The sequence below is a fragment of the Ensifer sp. BR816 genome, assembly GCF_000378985.1.
In the GTDB taxonomy this organism is placed as follows: domain Bacteria; phylum Pseudomonadota; class Alphaproteobacteria; order Rhizobiales; family Rhizobiaceae; genus Sinorhizobium.
Genome location: NZ_KB905370.1, coordinates 3,141,723 through 3,160,165, shown reverse-complemented (window position 1 = coordinate 3,160,165; position 18,443 = coordinate 3,141,723). Strand labels below are relative to the sequence as shown.

At 63.7% G+C, this 18,443-nt stretch carries 18 protein-coding genes; 13 read left to right on the top strand and 5 right to left on the bottom strand.

Annotated features, from left to right (window positions below):
* The first annotated feature begins 67 nt into the window (after positions 1-67).
* The 6 genes from RHIBR816_RS0115110 (at position 68) to RHIBR816_RS0115085 (ending at position 5,949) form a co-directional block, all read left to right on the top strand.
* Entirely contained in the window at positions 68-1,228 is a 1,161-nt protein-coding gene (locus RHIBR816_RS0115110) for a Gfo/Idh/MocA family protein (RefSeq protein ID WP_018237403.1), read from the top strand.
* Positions 1,229-1,241: 13 nt separating this feature from the next.
* Positions 1,242-2,126, top strand: a complete 885-nt coding sequence (locus tag RHIBR816_RS0115105) for a carbohydrate ABC transporter permease (RefSeq protein ID WP_018237402.1) — start codon at positions 1,242-1,244, stop codon at positions 2,124-2,126.
* Complete coding sequence (locus RHIBR816_RS0115100; protein WP_018237401.1) at positions 2,123-2,980, top strand: carbohydrate ABC transporter permease; 858 nt, start codon at positions 2,123-2,125, stop codon at positions 2,978-2,980. Before RHIBR816_RS0115105 ends, RHIBR816_RS0115100 begins: the two co-directional genes overlap by 4 nt.
* Positions 2,981-3,014: 34 nt before the next feature.
* On the top strand, positions 3,015-4,229 hold the full coding sequence (locus RHIBR816_RS0115095) for an ABC transporter substrate-binding protein (protein ID WP_018237400.1): 1,215 nt from the start codon (positions 3,015-3,017) through the stop codon (positions 4,227-4,229).
* A gap of 86 nt (positions 4,230-4,315) precedes the next feature.
* Positions 4,316-5,446, top strand: coding sequence for an ABC transporter ATP-binding protein (locus RHIBR816_RS0115090; RefSeq protein WP_018237399.1), 1,131 nt, complete (start codon positions 4,316-4,318; stop codon positions 5,444-5,446).
* Between the two features lie 2 nt (positions 5,447-5,448).
* Positions 5,449-5,949: a GNAT family N-acetyltransferase gene (locus tag RHIBR816_RS0115085; protein ID WP_018237398.1), complete on the top strand. Its 501-nt coding sequence runs from the start codon at positions 5,449-5,451 to the stop codon at positions 5,947-5,949.
* 27 nt (positions 5,950-5,976) lie between these two features.
* On the opposite strand, the gene RHIBR816_RS0115080 is transcribed toward RHIBR816_RS0115085, so the two are convergent.
* The 3 genes from RHIBR816_RS0115080 to RHIBR816_RS0115070 form a co-directional block, all read right to left on the bottom strand.
* Positions 5,977-6,756 (bottom strand): SDR family oxidoreductase, encoded by a 780-nt coding sequence (locus tag RHIBR816_RS0115080; protein WP_018237397.1) that lies wholly within the window; start codon positions 6,754-6,756, stop codon positions 5,977-5,979.
* Positions 6,757-6,830: 74 nt separating this feature from the next.
* Positions 6,831-8,021 (bottom strand): aminotransferase class V-fold PLP-dependent enzyme, encoded by a 1,191-nt coding sequence (locus tag RHIBR816_RS0115075; protein ID WP_018237396.1) that lies wholly within the window; start codon positions 8,019-8,021, stop codon positions 6,831-6,833.
* The gene (locus tag RHIBR816_RS0115070) at positions 8,018-8,491 is read right to left on the bottom strand and encodes a RidA family protein (protein WP_018237395.1); all 474 of its coding nucleotides are present in this window, start codon (positions 8,489-8,491) and stop codon (positions 8,018-8,020) included. Before RHIBR816_RS0115070 ends, RHIBR816_RS0115075 begins: the two co-directional genes overlap by 4 nt.
* A gap of 110 nt (positions 8,492-8,601) precedes the next feature.
* Here RHIBR816_RS0115070 and gcvA point away from each other — a divergent pair, with 110 nt between their 5' ends.
* Positions 8,602-9,498 carry a transcriptional regulator GcvA gene (gene gcvA / locus RHIBR816_RS0115065; protein ID WP_026187022.1) on the top strand — a complete coding sequence of 299 codons (897 nt, stop codon included), beginning with the start codon at positions 8,602-8,604 and terminating at the stop codon, positions 9,496-9,498.
* A 37-nt stretch (positions 9,499-9,535) separates the two neighbouring features.
* Here the strand turns inward: gcvA and RHIBR816_RS0115060 are convergent, their stop codons facing one another.
* Together RHIBR816_RS0115060 and RHIBR816_RS0115055 are read right to left on the bottom strand one after the other, a co-directional pair.
* Positions 9,536-11,011 (bottom strand): M81 family metallopeptidase, encoded by a 1,476-nt coding sequence (locus tag RHIBR816_RS0115060; protein WP_018237393.1) that lies wholly within the window; start codon positions 11,009-11,011, stop codon positions 9,536-9,538.
* A 13-nt stretch (positions 11,012-11,024) separates the two neighbouring features.
* Positions 11,025-11,513, bottom strand: a complete 489-nt coding sequence (locus RHIBR816_RS0115055; RefSeq protein WP_018237392.1) for a hypothetical protein — start codon at positions 11,511-11,513, stop codon at positions 11,025-11,027.
* A gap of 116 nt (positions 11,514-11,629) precedes the next feature.
* Between RHIBR816_RS0115055 and RHIBR816_RS0115050 the strand changes: the two genes are divergently transcribed.
* The 6 genes from RHIBR816_RS0115050 to RHIBR816_RS0115025 all read left to right on the top strand — a co-directional run bounded on the left by RHIBR816_RS0115050 (position 11,630) and on the right by RHIBR816_RS0115025 (position 18,432).
* Positions 11,630-12,031 (top strand): RidA family protein, encoded by a 402-nt coding sequence (locus RHIBR816_RS0115050; protein WP_018237391.1) that lies wholly within the window; start codon positions 11,630-11,632, stop codon positions 12,029-12,031.
* Between the two features lie 66 nt (positions 12,032-12,097).
* Positions 12,098-12,961 (top strand): MurR/RpiR family transcriptional regulator, encoded by an 864-nt coding sequence (locus RHIBR816_RS0115045; RefSeq protein WP_018237390.1) that lies wholly within the window; start codon positions 12,098-12,100, stop codon positions 12,959-12,961.
* A gap of 19 nt (positions 12,962-12,980) precedes the next feature.
* Positions 12,981-13,757, top strand: coding sequence for an SDR family oxidoreductase (locus RHIBR816_RS0115040; protein ID WP_026187021.1), 777 nt, complete (start codon positions 12,981-12,983; stop codon positions 13,755-13,757).
* A 22-nt stretch (positions 13,758-13,779) separates the two neighbouring features.
* Positions 13,780-15,699 carry a beta-N-acetylhexosaminidase gene (locus tag RHIBR816_RS0115035; protein WP_018237388.1) on the top strand — a complete coding sequence of 640 codons (1,920 nt, stop codon included), beginning with the start codon at positions 13,780-13,782 and terminating at the stop codon, positions 15,697-15,699.
* An 8-nt stretch (positions 15,700-15,707) separates the two neighbouring features.
* Positions 15,708-17,141, top strand: coding sequence for a M81 family metallopeptidase (locus tag RHIBR816_RS0115030; RefSeq protein ID WP_018237387.1), 1,434 nt, complete (start codon positions 15,708-15,710; stop codon positions 17,139-17,141).
* A 79-nt stretch (positions 17,142-17,220) separates the two neighbouring features.
* On the top strand, positions 17,221-18,432 hold the full coding sequence (locus RHIBR816_RS0115025; protein ID WP_018237386.1) for an MFS transporter: 1,212 nt from the start codon (positions 17,221-17,223) through the stop codon (positions 18,430-18,432).
* Positions 18,433-18,443: the final 11 nt, after the last annotated feature.

The following is an 18,443-nucleotide window of genomic DNA, read 5'->3' as shown; positions in this document are numbered from 1 at the left end:
TTGTTGACGCAACGAAAATTCTATCCCAGTCTACGAAAAATAATTACGAAATGGGAACGGCATCAGCATGAAGGTCGGGATAATCGGACTCGGATTCCGTCTTGGATATCTGGGCTATGTCTTCAAGGCGATCGACGAGAACTTCGAGATCGCGGGCTATGTCGATCCGGCGCCGGCCGGCCTTGCCACGCTCGCGGAAAACGGCATTTCGGCGGGAAAGGCCTATGCCACGCCCGAGGAACTGATCGCCGGCGAGAAGCTCGACCTACTGATGATCGGCTCTCCGAACCACATGCATCTCGACCATATCCGCATCGGTCTAGAGGCAGGCCTCAAGGTGTTCTGCGAAAAGCCGATCGTCAGCACCATCGAGCAGAGCGTCGAGCTTGCGGCGCTCCTGGCGAAACATGGCCACGACCGGCTGATGGTGGGGCTGGTCCTGCGTTATGCGCCGATGTATCGCGACCTTCGCGCCGCCCAGGCCGCCGGAACGCTCGGCGAGATCGTTTCGATCGAGGCGGCCGAGCACATCGAACCCTATCATGGCGCCTTCTTCATGCGCGACTGGCGCCGCTACGGACGCTATGCCGGCAGCTTCATGCTGGAAAAGTGCTGCCACGACCTCGATCTCTACAACGGCGTCGTCGGCGCCCGGCCGGAGCGGGTGGCGAGTTTCGGTGGCCGCAAGAGCTTCACGCCCCCCAATGATCCGGCCCGCGACGGCATCAACGACCTGCAGCTTTTCCATAGCAAGCCGAGCGGCTGGCTCGCTTCCGACAAGGTCTTCGACAGCGACGGCGACATCATCGACTATCAGGTTGCGATCATCGAATACGCCAATGGCGTGGCGATGAATTTCCACACCAACCTCAATGTTCCGGACCAGTTCCGCCGTTTCTGCGTGATGGGATCGCGCGGCATGGCGGAGGGCGACTTCATCCGCGGCTATCTCGACGTGCACGAGGTGCTCTCCGGCAAGAAAGTGGTCGAGAAGAAATATGCCAAGGAGACGGCGCTCTCCCAGCACTATGGTGCGGACGAGCAGATGGCGGCCGAGATCGTCGCCCACGTCCAGCATGGCGGTCCGCTCCCCGTCTCGCCGCTCGATGCACTGGAGGCCGGCATCCTGGCGCTCTCCATCGACGAGGCGCGCATGAAGCGGCAGGTCGTCGATCTCAGACCGCTCTGGGACCGCTTCGACGAAGCCCTGCACGCCCGTGCGGCCTGACGAGGAACGAGGGATGAGTGTTCGCCGCAGCACCGTCATCTTCGCCTGGATCCTGCTTTTTCCAGCCGTGCTCTACGTGACGGTGATCGTCGCCTATCCGCTGGTCGATACGTTCATCCTCTCCTTTACGGATGCCTCGCTGAAGAAGACGACCAACTGGGTGGGCACCGCCAACTACGATAAGATCTTCAACGCCACCTTTGCGGAAGTGATCGCCCGCACCTTCGTCTGGACCGCTTTTTCCGTGACGATCAAGATGATCATCGGCACCTTCGGCGCAGTGATGCTGAACGCCGCCGTGCCGGGACGGGCGCTGTTCCGGGTGCTGACCATGCCGCCCTGGATCGTGCCGATGGCGATCGGCATCTTCATGTGGGGCTGGATGTATAACGGCCAGTTCGGGATGATCTCCGGCATGCTGCAGAACTCGGGGCTGGTCGACGGGCCGGTCGCCTTCCTCGCGCACGGCTCGACGGCCTTCTGGGCGACGATCATCACCGACGTCTGGATCGGCGTGCCGCTGGTGACGCTCTACATGCTCGCCTCGATGCAGGCGATTCCGCAGGATCTCTACGAGGCCGCCTGGACCGACGGGGCAGGGCGCTTCTACCGCTTCCGCCGCATCACCCTGCCGCTGCTGGTGCCGTCGATGATCACCATGTCGATGCTGTCGCTGATCGCCACCTTCAACTCCTTCGACATCATCTGGATCCTGACCCAGGGCGGCCCGAACGGCGACACGACGACGATGATCATCGACACCTATCGCACCGCTATCGGCTCGAAGAAATACGGGGAGGGGGCGGCGCGCGCCGTGCTGATCTGCATCTTCCTGTCGATCTTCTGCATCGCCTATTTCCGCGTCACCCACCGTCTTGCCTCGGGAGAAAGCCGATGAACCAGCCCGCCATGATCAACCGCTATCGCTGGTACGAGCTCGCCGGCATCTATGCGGGTATCTTCGTCTTCCTGAGCTTCATCCTCTCCCCCTTCGTCGAGGGCTTCCTGGTGTCGCTGAAGCCGCTCGGGCTCTTGTTTTCCTCCCCCTATCGCTTCCTGCCGGAGAACGGTTCCTTCGAGGCCTATCGCACGATGTGGGTGAGCGTGCCGGGCTTTGCCCGCTACATCTTCAATTCCTTCTTCATCTCGACCATCGTCACCGCGGTCGTGCTGGTGCTGGTCGTGCCGTCCGCCTACGCCTTTGCCCGCTTCAAGTTCCGCGGCAGCGGCGCGCTGCTGGCGGCGTTCCTGGCGGTCAATATGTTTTCCGGCGCGGTGCTGCTCATTCCGCTCTTCCGGCTGATGCGCAGTCTCGGCGTGCTCAACACCTATTTCGCGATGATCGTGCCGGGCGTCGCTTTCCTCATCCCCTCGGGCATCTGGCTGTTGCGCACCTACATGATGCGCATCCCGCGGGAACTGGACGAGGCGGCCTTCGTCGACGGGGCGAGCCATTTCTACACGCTGCGCCGGGTGATCCTGCCGATCGCCATGCCGGGCATCACCGTCGTCGCGATCACCACCTTCATCGGTTCCTATGCCCAGCAATTCATCTTCGCGCTGACCTTCAACTCGAAGACCGAATACATGCCGCTGCCGATCGGGCTCTATGCCTATTTCGGCCGGCAGGAAGTCATCTGGAACGAGCTGATGGCGGCGAGTTTCGTCGGCATCGCGCCGGCAGTCATCCTCATCTTCCTGATGCAACGCTATCTCGTCGCGGGCCTGACCGCCGGCGCCGTGAAACAGTAACCGCAACAACGAGCTCATAAGCGAGGGGAATACCATGACAAAGCATGCCTCATTGATTGCCGGAACTTTCGCGCTTCTCGCCACGACAGCACTGCCTGCCTTGGCTGACACAGAGATCACCTTCCTCGCCTGCGGCGACAAGATGCAGCCGGCGCATGCCGATTTCATCAAGAAATGGGAGGCGGCCAATCCCGGCTACAAGATCGCCTCGGAAGTGGTCGGCTGGGGCCAATGCCAGGACAAGGTGACGACGCTTGCCGCTTCCGGCACGCCCGTGGCGCTCGCCTATGTTGGCTCGCGCACGCTCAAGGAATTCGCGGATAACGAGCTGATCGTGCCGATCACCTTCACGGAGGAAGAGAAGAAATCCTACTACCCCTATATCATGGACACGGTGACGACCGGCGGCAAGCAATGGGGCGTTCCGGTCGCCTTCTCGACCAAGTCGCTCTATTGGAACAAGGCACTGTTCAAGCAGGCCGGCCTCGACCCGGAGAAGCCGCCGACGACCTGGGCGGAAGAGCTGGAATACGCCAAGACCATCAAGGAGAAGACCGGCATTGCGGGCTTCGGCGTGGTCGCCAAGACTTTCGACAACACCATGCACCAGTTCCTGCATTGGGTTTACACCAATAACGGCTCGGTGATCGATGCGGACGGCAAGATCACGCTCGACAGCAAGGAAAACCTCGAAGCGCTGACGGCGCTCAAGGACATCGTTCCCTATGCCGAGGAAGGGCCGACCTCCTATGAGCAGAACGAGGTTCGGGCGATCTTCCTCGACGGCAAGCTCGGCATGATCCACGCCTCGGTCGGCGCGGTGAACCGGCTCAAGGAAACGAAGATCGACTGGGGCGTCGCACCGCTGCCGCTCGGCCCGAGCGCCAAGGGGCAGGGCACGCTTTTGATCACGGACAGCCTCGCCGTCTTCAGCGGCACTGACGTCGAGGAAAAGGCGATCGAATTCGCCAAATTCCTGACCAATGCCGAGAACCAGCCGATCTACGAGGCCCAGGAGGGCTTGACGCCGCTGCGTCCGGGCAAGGCGGTCAACGACATGGTTGCGGCCAACCCTTACTGGAAGCCGTTCATCGACGGTATTTCCTTCGGTGGGCCGGAACCGCTGTTCACCGACTATAAGGGTCTTCAGAACACGATGATCGAGATGGTCCAGTCGGTCGTTACCGGCAAGGCCGAGCCGGCCGATGCCCTGAAGAAGGCGGCGGCCGACCTCGAACAGTACAAGTAAGCGCATCGGGACCGCGAGGCTTGCCCCGCGCGGTCCCTCCTCATGTTCGCGGACAAGCCGCATTCGCCGTGGCCGGAGATAGTTACTTGGGACAGCTCAATCTCAAACGGGTTCAGAAATCCTACGGCACCTACGAGGTGCTGAAGAGCATCGAGCTCGAGGTGAAGAACGGTGAGTTCGTGGTCTTCGTCGGGCCCTCCGGCTGCGGCAAGTCCACCCTGCTTCGAATGATCGCCGGCCTCGACGAGACGACGGCAGGCGACATCGTCATCGACGGCAAGCGGGTCAACGACCTGCCGCCGGTCAAGCGCGGCATTGCCATGGTCTTCCAGTCCTATGCGCTCTATCCGCACATGACCGTGTTCGAGAACATCGCCTTTCCGCTGCGGGTGGAAAAGCTGGCCGAGGAGAAGCTCAAGTCGAAGGTCGAGCATGCGGCGCGCATTCTCCATCTCGACCAGCGCCTGCAGCAGAAGCCGGGCATGCTCTCGGGTGGCCAGCGTCAGCGCGTGGCGATCGGCCGGGCGATCGTGCGCGAGCCGAAGATATTTCTCTTCGACGAACCGCTCTCGAACCTCGACGCGGCGCTGCGCGCCGACATGCGTATCGAGCTTGCCAAGTTGCACCGGCAATTGAAGGCAACGATGATCTACGTCACCCACGACCAGGTCGAGGCGATGACGATGGCGGACCGGATCGTCGTGCTGAATGCCGGTGAAATCGCCCAGACCGGCGCGCCGCTCGAGCTCTATCACAAACCGGCCAACATTTTCGTCGCTGGCTTCATAGGCCATCCGAAGATGAACTTCCTCCCGGTCACCTGTACGGGTGCGAGCGATGCCGGCGTCGAGGTCGACTATCGAGGCCAGACGGCGCTTGTTCCCGTCGCCCCGCGCAGCGGCATGGTTGGCCGCACGCTGACGCTCGGCGTTCGGCCGGAGCATATCCAGATGGGCGCCGGCGACCTGACGCTGACCGTCAATCCCTCGGTCATCGAGCGCCTTGGTGCGCACACCGTCGCCTATGCTGGGATCGGTGGCGAGGGCGAGAATTATTGCGCCATGCTGCCGGGCACCGCTGCCATCCGGACGGACGATCAGGTCACGACCGGCATACGCGCGGCCGATTGCCACCTGTTCGACGAAAACGGCACCGCGTTCGAGCGTCGCGTCGAGATGACAGACATCGATCTTGCCCTGTTCGATCCGGCGGCCTGAGGGTGAGCATCTCGATACGACTGCTCGGCCAGGACGACGTCGAACCCTTTCGGCGCATTCGGCTCGAAGCGCTGCGAATGGAGCCCGATTCCTTCGCCAGCAGCGCCGAGGATTGGGAGAAGCTGCCGGACGACGAATGGCGTCGGCGGCTGACCGACAATCCCGTCTTCGTCGCATTCCGCACTGGTGAACCGGTGGGCATCATGGGCCTGCTGCGGCAGCGTGCCAGCAAGATGGCGCACCGCGCCACCGTCGTCATGGTTTACGTCAATCGGAGCACGCGAGGAACCGGTGTTGCCCGGCTGCTTCTCACGGCCGTGACTGACCACGCGCGGAGTGAAGGCATCCGGCAATTGGAGCTGTCGGTCAGCGCCGAGAACGCGACAGCAATCGCCTTCTATCGCCGAGAGGGGTTCGAGGCGGTCGGCCGCATTCCCGGCGGCTGCATTCGCAACGGCCGGGAAGTCGACGATATCATCATGGTTCGACGCATCGCCGACTGAACCCGGCGTCGCCGGGCGGCCCACACTTCACAGCGTCGAGTTCAGCGCGCCGCCGTCGAGCAGCAGGTTCTGGCCGACGATATAGCCGGCATACTGGCTGCAGAGGAATGCCGCGGCGGCGCCGAACTCGCTCGGCGTGCCGACGCGTCCGGTCGGGTTCTGCGCATATTCCTCGGCGCGAACCTGATCGAGTGAAACCCCGCGAGCCTTTGCGGATTTTTCGAGGAGCTTTTCCAGACGCTCCGTCTCATGCGAACCGGGCAGCAGATTGTTGATGATGACGCCGTGGCGGGCGACCTGACGGGCCGTGCCGGCGACGAAGCCGGTAAGCCCGGTGCGGGCGCCATTGGAAAGACAGAGTTCCGGGATCGGCGACTTCACCGAGGCAGAGGTGATGTTGACGATCCGTCCCCACTTCCGCTCGATCATGCCGGGAATGACCGCCTTCATGAGCAGGATCGGCGCCAGCATGTTTGTCCTGATTGCCTCCAGCCAGTTGCCTTCCGTCACGCTCGACCAATCACCCGGCGGCGGGCCGCCGGCATTGGTGATCAGTATGTCCGGCCGCGGCTCCGCCCGCAGGACGGCATTGCGGCCCTCCTCGGTTGTCACGTCGGCGGCGACGATTTCGACTTGAACGCCAAAGTCCTTGCTGATGGCGCGCGCCGTCTCGCGAAGCTGTTTCGGTTCGCGGGCATTGAGCGTCAGGATAACGCCCGCCTCGGCGAGTTTTTCCGCAACGCCGCGGCCCAGCCCCTTCGAACCGGCGCAAACCAGCGCCCGCTTGCCTTTTATACCCAGATCCATCGCATGCTCCGATTTTCACGTTTTGCCAGGCTGCCCTCACGCGTTCACAGGCTGGCGGATGATGATGAGCGCTGTCACGCTCGCCTTGCTATGTCGGCGACTGCCTCGGACAGAAAGGCAATCTCCGATGGGGTGTTCAGATAGCTTACCGATGCCCTGGCGATCTGGTCGAGTCCCCGTGCGGTCATGTCGAGCGGCGTATAGGGAACACCATTCGCACCGATCGCGATTTTCCTTTCGGCGAGGGCTGCGCGAGCGTTGGCTGCGGGAATGCCTTCGACGGTGAAGGAGACTATGCCGGAGAGTTCCGTTCCGAGATCCCGCAGCGTCACTTTCGGAATGCCGCGCAGATTGTCGCGCAATTCATTCGCCAGGGTGTTGATCCTCGCACGAATTGCCTCGATGCCGAGCGACCGTGCCTGGCGAATGGCAGCGCCCAATCCGAAAATCAGCGCCGGGGAAATCTCGCCTGCTTCGAACCGGCGGGCGTCGTTACGAATCTTGACGACCCCGTCGACGATCGGCCCCGAAAGCACATCGAGAGAACTCGGCGTCAGCCGTGGCAGGAACTCTTGCCTGACATAGAGGACCGCCGTTCCGCGCGGTCCTCGAAGAAATTTCCGGCCCGCGGCCTTCAATACGTCACATCCGAGCGTAGTGACGTCGATGGGGATCTGGCCGAGAGCCTGGCCCGCATCGATGAAATAGGGAATGCCGGACGCCTTGGTCACGCGGCCCACGGCCGCCGCATCGTTGATCAGGCCACCATTCGCGGGCACCCATGTGAGCGATACGAGGCGCACGTGATCGTCGATCATCGATGCCAGCGCCGAGGCGTCGACGCCGCCGTCGACACGGACGGGAATGGTCTCGATCCGTGCTCCGGCCCGGGCCGCGGCATTCTGCATCGTGGCGAGATTGCCGCCCCATTCCTGACGACCGACGAGAATGCGGTCGCCCGCAACAAGCGGCGGCAAGGCCGAGAAAGCCGCGCCCCAGGCGGTCGAGCCGCTGCCGAGGAAGGCAATCTCGTTCGGATTGGCACCGATGAGCGCGGCCATATCGGCGCGCACCTCTTCGAGAAGCGCGCTCGCTCCATTTGCCGCCTCCATCGGTCCCTCGAGCGCTTCGTGGCGGAGATAGTCCCAGATCGCCGCAAGCACCGATTGCGAGGGCAGCGAGGCGCCGGAATGATTGAAGTGCATTCCAGCCGCGCAGCCGGGAGTCTCCGTACGAAGCTGCTCCACGTCGAGTGCATCGTTCATGCCGCAGGCTCCAGATCCACCAGTGCATCGACCTCGACCATGGCACCGGCGGGCAGCGCGGCCACGCCCACTGCGGCACGCGCGTGCCGCCCCGCTTCGCCGAACACCGCGACGAACAGGTCCGATGCGCCATTGGCGACCTGCGAGTGCTCCGCAAAGTCCGGCGTCGAGGCGATGAAGACCCCGAGCCGAACGACACGCCGGACCGCTGCCAACGTGCCATCGGTCGCAGTGGCAATCTGCGACAGGACGCTGATCGCAGCGTATTCGGCCGCGATGCGACCTTCCTCGTGCGAAACACCGGTGCCGAGGATCCCGGTCAGGACCTCGTCGTCTCTGACGCTGATCTGGCCCGAGACGATAAGGAGGTTGCCGGCTCGAGCCGTCGAGACGTAATTCGCCGCCGGCGCTGAGGCTTCCGGCAGTCGATGGCCGAGGGCGGAGAGTTTGGATGCGATGGTTGCTGACATGGCGGTCTCCCGTTGGAAATGCCGGGAGAATGCGACGGTCCTGCGATTGCTTCCAATTCAAACTGCGCTATGGTGCGATCGATCAGGCTAATGCCATAGTGAAAAAACCCATGCGTACATCCAGCACCATGCCGCCGCTGCAGGCCTTGCGGGCTTTCGAGGCGGTGGGCCGCTTGCTCAGCTTCCGCAGGGCGGGCGAAGAGTTGCTGATCACCCAGAGTGCCGTAAGCCACCACATCAAGCAGCTCGAGGACACGCTCGGCGTGCGGCTGTTCGTCCGCAAAGCCAAGAGCATCGAATTGACGGCCGAGGGGGCGGCCTATCTCGGCAGGACCACCGAAGCCTTCGGGATCATCGCCGGCGCGACTTCCGAGATGCGCCGCCGCGCGGTCCGGCAACGCGTGCGCGTCAGCGTCCTTCCCTCCTTTGCCGCCAACTGGCTGGTCTCCCGCCTTTCCCGATTCATGATCGGGCATCCTGAGATCGAGGTCGAACTCGATCCGACATTGGGTCTCACGACCTTCGAAACCGGCGATGTCGACCTCGCCATCCGCTTCGGCGCCGGGCAGTGGGATGGGGTGATGGCGGAGCGGTTGATGAATGAAGAGCTAAGCCCCGTGTTGAGCCCGACGCTCTATGGGGATGGATCACGCTTCGCCAGGCCGACGGATTTGCTCGCCCAGACCCTGCTCGAGTCCAGCAAGCTCGTGGACTGGCAGCTTTGGTGCGGCGAAGCCGGTGTCGATTATCGGCGCGGCCGGATGCTTCAACTGACCGACTACAACATCGTGCTTCAAGCTGCTCTCAACGGGCAGGGCGTTGCGATCGGGCGCCTCAATATGGTGCGCGACCATCTGTCGGCCGGGCGGCTCGTGCAACCTTTCGCGCATTCCGTCCGGTCCGACCAGATCGCCTACTGGATCGTCTTACCGCAAAACCGACGGCTCAGCCCCGGCGCCGAGGCGTTCGCCTCATGGCTGAAAGAAGAGGCGGCATCACCGCCCTGACAGCAAGCTGGGACGCCCCCCGGCCGCGGCCTTTCCATCAAGCTGCGCCCAGCTCCGATGCGTGCGGATCGCTCATGATCGGCCAGATATCGCGCCGCGCGCGCCGATAGGGCGTTTTCGCCGGATCGTTGGGGTAGGGTGTTCCGGCCGAGCAGTAGAGAATTTGCGACGCGATCTTCGAGAATGAGGCGTAGAAGTGGTTCGTCGATTTGACCACCAGGATTTTCTTCGCGCTCGGATCGATACCCATGACCGAGAACAGGCTCGGGTCGAAGCTCTGGGCGCGTGTCGAATTCAAGATGATGTCGATACCGCGATACTGGATGTGTGCGGCATCGCCGAAGGGCGCGAAGCTCTCGCCGAAGCGCATTTCGGCATTGCGCACCAGCCGTACCACCGTGACGGTGCCGTCGATCGGATCGCCCGTGCCGGGAGCCGATTTTGCGCCGAAGCGCAAGGGGATTTCCGCGCCTTCGCCGGCCGCCATGCAGATCTGCACGGCCATCGGATCCCAGATCGTGCCGATCGCCGCATCGGTGACGCCTTTGGCGAGAAGCTCCTCCAGCACCACGGTCGCATCGCCCGCCGTGCCGCCGCCGGGATTGTCCCACATGTCGGCGATGACCACCGGGCCGGCGGGTGCTGCGATCGCCGCGGCGACCGCCTGCCTCTCGTCGATCTCCGGCATGCGGAAGGTGCCGCGCCTTTCGAAAAGTTCGAGGCCGAGTTCGCGGGCGAGCGTCTGACCCCTCTCCGGGCGGCCGTCGGTCACGACAACCATCTTGGTACCCATTTCCGGGACGTCGCCGGCCATGAAGCCGTGCACGACCGACAGCGACAGGACGTCCGGATCCTCGCGCTCGATCCCTATCAGCTTGTCGACGAAGCTGCGCATCGGTTCGCGCGATGTCGGAAACACGTCGATCATCCGGCAATCGAATACCGACATCACCGGGCGGATGCGCCCTTCGAGCGTATCGATGACGATGCGCCAGAGGTCTTCGGCGCGATCGACGAAATCCGTGTGCGGGAATTCCTTGAAGAAGACGAAGAAATCGGCGGCCGCGACGCGCTTTTCGGTGAGATGGCTGTGCGGGTCGAGCTCGACGCAGACGAGCACTTCCGGCCCGACGATCTCGCGCACGCGCGCCAGGAGGTCGCCCTCGGTGTCCTCGTAGCCGTCGGCGACCATCGCCCCGTGCAGGCCAAGCACGACGGCATCGACCGGGAGTGCCGCACGCAACTGCCCGAGGATCTCGTCGCGCAAATCCTCAAAAGTCTGCCGGTTGACCAGCCCGGCCGGGTCCGCCCAGGCGGCCGTTCCCTCGATCAGCTGCCAGCCCTTCTCGGCCGCCACGCGGCGGCCGACAGTGATCGGCGCGGTGCAGAGCGTCGGCGTTTCCGGATGCTTGCCCGGAGGCGCATAGAGCGACGCTTCGAAGGCGCGCCTGTCGATGCAGATCGGAGAGAAGGTGTTGGTTTCGGTCGCCAGGGCCGCTGTGAAAATGCGCAATGCCGTCGCCCTCTCAATCACTCATCGGGTTCGGCAGATAACCGGTGAAGCCAGAGATCTTCCACCGGCCTTCATGCAGCCGGCAATAATAGACCGTTTGCCACTTCAAGACATCGACGCTGCCGTCGGCCTTCCTGATCTCGCCATCGAACTTCTTGCGGGCGAGCGCCCGGTCGCCACTGACTTCGATGTCTTCGAGCGTCGTCGTCGTGAAGATCGCCGTGCGCACATCCTCGGCGAAGGACTGTTCGGCGAAGTCCCGTGCCTGGCGGAGCCACTCTTCGCGATAGGCGGCGAGCGACGGGAAGGTGAGCCGCCAGTCGTCAGGATCGGTCTTTCGCTTTCCGTCGATGCCGATGAAGCCGTCTTCGACGAAATCGCCCGCCACCATCGACCAGTCGGCCGAGAGGAAAGCGTCAATGTCCCGGGTCACCAGCATCTCCCAGATAGAGTGCCTGGCGGCGTCGCCGCCTGGGAACGGATTCCGGAAGGGATCCCGCATGTGTTTTCGCCTCGTATTGAAATTCTTTTCATGAACTATGTTTTTCTCTGGCCAAATTCCGCTTTGTATGGTGATTTGTCAACGCAACACGAAAATAATTTGCAAAAGGTCCGCTAATGTCACTCAAACGTTATGGCGCCGAACAGATGGGGGCGGGCGGTAAACCGCTGCCCTTCGCGCGAGCCGTGGAAGCTGACGGCTGGCTTTACGTCTCCGGGCAGGTGGCCATGGAGAACGGCGAGGTGATCGAAGGCAGCATCGTAGCGCAAACCCACAAGGCGATCGGCAATCTGCTGGCCATTTTGAGGGAGGCCGACTACGGTATCCAGCATGTGGTGAGAGTCGGCGTCTGGCTTGACGACCCGCGCGATTTCTGGAGCTTCAACAAGATCTATCAGGAATATTTTGGAGCTCATCCGCCGGCCCGTGCCTGCGTGCAGTCTTCGATGATGGTCGATTGCAAGGTGGAGATCGACTGCGTCGCCTACAAGCCTAAGGACGCCCATGTCGCGGGATAAGGAAAGGTGTGTGCGGTTTTCCGCCCGCATCCCGCGGCCCAATCAGAAATAGGAGTGGCCGTCCGGATGGATATTTTCGCAACCCTGCAGCATGAGAAGGAGCGGCTTTCGCAATCGGAAAGCCGGATCGCCGATATTCTGCTCAATGATTTCGAATTTGCCGTCAACGCATCGATCATCGAGCTCGCCGGCAAGGCTGATGTCTCCCCGCCGACGGTGACACGCTTCTGTCGGCGCTTGGGTTGCGAGAGTTTTTCCGATTTCAAGGTGCAACTGGCACGTACGGCCTATGTCGGTATGCGCTATCTCAAGCCCGAGCCGAAAAGCCAGGAGACCGGCGACGTCGCCCAGGACATCATCACCAAGGCGCAGAACGCGCTGTTCCTGCTGCATCGCTCGCTCGACCTTGCCGCCCTCGAACAGGCCGCTGACCGGTTGGCCGGGGCGGAAATGATCTATGCCTTCGGATCGGGCGGCAATTCCTCGATGATCGCGGGGGAACTGCAGAACCGCCTGTTCCGTCTCGGTTTGCGCATCACCGCGAGTTCCGACCACAGCATGCAATTGATGCTCGCGGCAGCGGCCAGGCAGAGCGACGTGATCATCGGCTCGTCCTTTTCCGGGCGCAACACCGAGCTGGTGCGCGCCTTCAGCCTCGCCCGCGACGCCAAGGTGCCGACCATCGCGCTCACCCAGACCGGCAGCCCGGTTGCTCGCGCCGCCGACGTCACCGTTCCGGTCGATCTGCCTGAGGGCAACAACATCTACCGTCCGACATCCACGCGCATCGCCTATGTGGCGCTGGTCGACATCCTTGCCAGCCTGGTGGCCTATCGGGTCCAGCCACAGGCCACTGCAACGCTCAGGCGCATCAAGCAGCAGCTGGTGGCGCACAGGGATGGCGACGATCGCCAGCTTCTCGGAGACTGATGTGGCAGAACAAGCCCGCATGCCGAAATCCGTAGCGATCGTCACAGGCGCAGCCGGCGACATCGGCCGGGCCATCGCCCGTCGCCTGTTGGATGGACACGACATCGTCCTTCTCGCCGATATCGATGGCGATGCGGCAGCTGAAGTTGCGCGCGATCTCGGCGCAGAGGACCGGTTCGCGGCCGTCGCCTGCGACGTGACGGATGCGGCGAGCGTGACCGCCATGGCCGCAGCCGCGGCCGCGCTTGGCGTCGTCCATACGCTCGTCAACAATGCCGGCGCTGCGCGCGCCGTCAGCCTGCAGGAAACGACGCAGGACATCTGGCGGATGGACAATGCCCTCAATCTCGAAGCCGCCTTCCTCTGCTTCCGGGCAGTCGAGGACATGCTGAAGGAGAGCAGGGGCTCGGTCGTCAACATCGCTTCCGTCAACGGAATAAGCGTTTTCGGTCATCCGGCCTACAGCTGCGCCAAGGCCGGCCTTCTGCATCTGACCCGGCTGATCGCTGTCGAATACGGCAAGTTCGGCATTCGCTCGAATGCGGTCGCGCCGGGCACGGTGCGCACCCGGGCCTGGGAGGCCCGCGCCGCTGCCAATCCGGAAGTCTTCGAGGAGGCGAAACGCTGGTATCCGCTGCAGCGCATCGTCAATCCCGAAGACGTCGCCAATGCCGTCCATTTCCTGGCCGGGCCGCAGGCGGGCGCCATATCCGGCGTCTGCCTGCCGGTCGATTGCGGCCTCACCGCCGGCCAGGCCGAACTCGCCCGCACCTTCTCGCAGTCCAGCCATTATTGACCAATCCCATTGGAGGATGCCCATGCAGCCGGTCTCATATCGCCTTGAATCTGCCTGGCAGCCGGATGGCGACCCCAACGGACGCTTCACTTTCACGCTCTTCAATCTGTCCGGTAAACCGCTTAGCGGCTTCCGTCTCGTCTACACCTCGCTCACCCGCGTCATCGATCCGGCTGCCTGCGAGAACGCCGTCTTCCTGCGCCGCAACGCCAATTTCCATGAATTCGCGCCACCCGAAGGGCTGGTCCTTCAGCCGGGGGAAGGCTGGACCTTCATCGTCAGCGGCCTGCATCGGCAGGCCAGGCATTGCACCGACGGGGCGAAATCGGCCTACCTGACGCTCTCCGACGGCAAGCATGTGCCGGTGGCGGTCTCGGACCTTCGGCTCGAGGGAGCCACCAGCGAACCGCCGCCGGCCCGTCTGCCCGAAGGCAGGCTTGACCTGCCATTCGCGCTACAGCCCTGGCCGGCGAAGATCGACGCCGTAGCAGGAGAAGGATTTCCCGTGGTCCTCTACCCGGCCGCGGGAAGCAGCGCGGAGGATGTCGAGGCGGTCTCGAACGTGCTGGCACTGTTTCATCGGCTCTTTGCCGCCGGGCACGCTCCCTTCAGCCTCGCACCATCGGAGCAAGGGGTGCCGGTTATCTTTGTGGAGAAAAGCGAACTCGGAGGCGAGGCTTACAGGCTTGGCTTCTCCGGCGATGACATCCGGCTCGAATACGGGGGTGCCGCCGGACGGCAGTACGGCCTGACGACGCTCGCGCAACTCCTCGACGGGGCGCGCAGCCATGCCGGCAAATTCCGTTTTCCTGCCTCGGGTACGATTGCCGACCAACCGCGCTATGCTTGGCGCGGCTGCCATCTCGACGTGTCGCGGCAGTTCTATCCGGCGGCCGACGTCCTGCGGCTGATCGACATTCTTGCCTGGTTCAAGCTCAACATCTTCCATTGGCACCTGACCGACGATGAGGCGTGGCGCCTTGAGATCAAGGCTTTTCCGACCCTGGCGACGCTCGGCGTGCTGCGCGGGCCGGACGAGCCACTGCTGCCGCAGCTCGGCAACGGGGCGGAGCCCGCGGGCGGCTTTTACAGCCAGGAGGAGGTCAAGGCCATCGTCGCGCATGCGGCCGCGCTTAATGTCGAGGTGGTGCCGGAGATCGACATTCCCGGCCACAGCACCGCGGCCCTCGTCGCGCTTCCCGAACTCGCGGATGGCCAGGAGGCGCCGGAGAGCTATCATTCCGTCCAGGGCTACCCCAACAATGCGCTCAATCCAGCCGTCCCACTCACCTACGAATTCCTCGAGAAGGTCTTCGACGAAATGGTCGAGCTTTTCCCGAGCCGCTATATCCACATCGGCGGCGACGAGGTGGCGAACGGCTCGTGGCTCGCCTCGCCGCTGGCGCGCAGGCTGATGGAGGAGGAAGGCATCTCCGGCACCTTCGCGCTGCAGTCCTTCTTCCTGAAGAAGGTGAAGCAGATGCTGACGGCGCGCGGCCGGAAGCTGGTCGGCTGGAACGAGGTCGCCCATGGCGGCGGTGTCGGAACCGAGGACACGCTGCTGATGGCCTGGGAGAACCCCAAGGTCGGCATCGAACTGGCGCACGAGGGTTATGACGTCGTCATGACGCCCGGCCAGGCCTACTACCTCGACATGGCCCAGGCGGAAGCCTGGCAGGAGCCCGGCGCAAGCTGGGCCGGCACGGCAACGCCGGCGCATACCTATGCCTACGAGGCGGAAGGCGAGTTCCCGGAAGAGCTGAAGAGCCGCATGAAGGGTGTGCAGGCCTGCATCTGGTCGGAGCATTTTCTGTCGCGCGGCTACTTCAACCGGCTCGTCTTCCCGCGCTTGCCGGCGATCGCCGAGGCGGCCTGGACGCCGAAGGCCGAGAAGGACTGGCTACGCTTTGCGGCGATCGCTCCCCTGAGCCCGATCTTGTGAGTTTGCGCATGCGGATCGCCGTCGGTGGAATCCATACGGAATGCAGCACCTATTCGCCCGTGCTGATGTCGGTCGAGGACTTTCGAGTCCTGAGGGGCGAGGACTTGCTGCGGGCCGACTATTTCAGCTTCCTCGACGCAGAGGATGTGGAACATGTTCCGCTGCTCCATGCCCGCGCCGTCCCCGGCGGACCCGTTTCGCGGCCGGCCTATGAGGCCTTCAAGGCGGAGTTCCTGGAGGGGTTGAAGGCCGCCCTGCCGGTCGACGGACTGTATCTCGCCATGCATGGCGCGATCAAGGTCGACGGCTTGGACGATGCGGAGGGCGATTGGATTTCGGCCGCCCGTGCCGTCGTCGGTCCCAGCTGCCCGATTGCCGTCAGCTATGACCTGCACGGCAATGTCAGCCAGCGGATCATCGACCAGATCGACATCTTCGCTGCCTACCGGACGGCCCCGCATATCGATACGCGCGAGACTATGGTGCGGGCTTGGACCATGCTGGTCGAGGCGCTGCGCACAGGCGCGCGACCGGGCGTCGCCTGGGCGCCGGTGCCGCTGCTTCTGCCCGGAGAGAGGACCTCGACGGAGGATGAGCCTGCGGCAAGCCTTTATCGAATCCTGCCCGAGATTGATGAACGGGCCGGGGTTCTCGATGCCAATCTGATGGTGGGTTACGTCTGGGCGGATGAGCCGCGCTCCACCGCCTGCGCGGTCGTGACCGGATCGGACCAGGAAGCCGCTTTGAAAGCGGCGGAGGAAATCGCCGCAAGCTACTGGGATTCCCGGGAAAACTTCCGCTTCGGTCCGGTAACCGGAACCCTTGATGCGATGCTCGACATTGCCGAAGGCGCGGCGACGAAGCCGGTCATTCTGGCGGACTCCGGCGACAACCCGACCGGCGGGGGCGTCGGCGACCGTGCCGATGTGTTGAAGGCGCTTCTGGCACGTGATTGGCAGGGCGCGCTCATTGCCGGAATTGCCGATCAGCCGGCGGTCGATGCCTGCTTTGCCGCAGGCGAGGGTTCGACCCTGGCCCTTCGGATCGGCGGGAGCCTCGACCCCTCGAGCGCTGCCGTCGAAGCCGCGGCGAAGGTCGTCAGGCTCGACGATCCCGGCTCCCTTGCGGAGCGCCAGGCGGTCGTTGATGCGGGCGGCATCACCGTCGTGCTTTCGGCCCGGCGGCGCCCCTATCACGATATCGAGGATTTCCGCCGGCTCGGTCTCGACCCAGAGGCGGTCCGCCTGCTGGTGGTCAAGTCCGGTTACCTTTCACCGGAACTCGCGCCGATCGCCAATCCCAACCTGTTGGCGCTCACCGACGGTGTCGTCAATCAGGACATCGAGAAGCTCGCGAGCGAGCGGCGGCAGCGGCCGATCTTCCCCTTCGATCGCGACTTCGACTTCACGCCCAAGGCGCGGCTGTCCGCCCGCTGGACCTGACGCCGCCACAGCCGCACGACCCCGCCCGATGGTTTGGGTGGGCAGAATTGACCTCGCCTCTTCCGCGGAATGCCCCTCCATGTCTTCGTCGCTGCTCACTGCCATGCGAAACCCGGTCATTCGGGCGAGCATGCTCGCCATATTCCTCTTCGGCTTCGCCGGGGCCGCGACCTCGCCGTATCAGTCGGTGGTCGGCATCACCGAACTGGGCCTGGGCGACGCGTTCTACTCGGCACTGATCTTCGCCGCCGCCTTGCTCAACGTCATTGTCAGCGTCACCGTCGGCATCGTCGCGGACCGCGTCGGCAATTACCGCACGCTGATGCTGGCGGCCATTCTCTTCGGTGTCGTCGGCTATGGGATGGTCTATGCCTGGCCGGCGAAGGCGAGCTTCGTGCTGGCTACGCTGCTGCTTCTGCCGATCTACGGTGCGCTCAATTCGCTCCTCTTCGCCAATGTACGCACAGCGGCCAACCACATGGGCGGCAGGGACGCGGCTGCGGTCAACTCGGCAGTGAGGGCAGCCATCTCGCTTTCCTGGGTACTGGTCCCGGGCGTGGTCGGCTTCGTGCTCTCGGCGCGCGGCAGCATGCTGCCGGCCTATCTGCTGGCGAGCCTTTGCTGCGCCGCCAACCTCCTGATGGTCGGCTTCCTGTTGCCGCCCACAGCCGGAGTCGGTCCGGCCCTTGGGAAACGGCTTTCCTATCTCGCTTCCTTCGCGGAAATCCTCTCGCCGCCTGTGATCGTGCGGCTTGCCGCAATCGCGCTCATCTCCTCGACCCTGCATGTCAATGCGGCGGTCCTTCCCTTGATAGTCACCGGGGCGGCCGGCGGCACCGCTACCGATATCGGCATCGTTGTTGGCGTCGTGGCGCTGTTGGAAGTGGCTTTCATCCTGGTCTGGGGCCGCGTTCAATACAGCCTCAGCCATGTCGATGCCCTGGCGCTCGGCACCGCTGTCTATGTGGTCTATCTGGCGCTGCTCGGCTTTTCGGACCGGCCCTGGCACGTCTACGCGCTGACGCTTGTCAGCGGTTTCGGTGCGGCGGCGCTGATCAGCATTCCGATCACCTACCTCCAGGACCTGATCGCCGATCGGCCGGGGCTCGGCAGTTCGCTGATCGCGGTCAACATCTTCCAGGGCGGAGCGCTCAGTGCTGTGCTCTTCGCGATCGGTACGCGCTTCAGCGACTATTCCGGGACCGCGCTGCTCGGCGCCGCCGCTGGGCTCGCAGGGCTCGTGCTGCTCCTCGTGCTCGACGGCAAACGCGCCCGGATTGCGGCATCGTAAGAGCCGGGCAG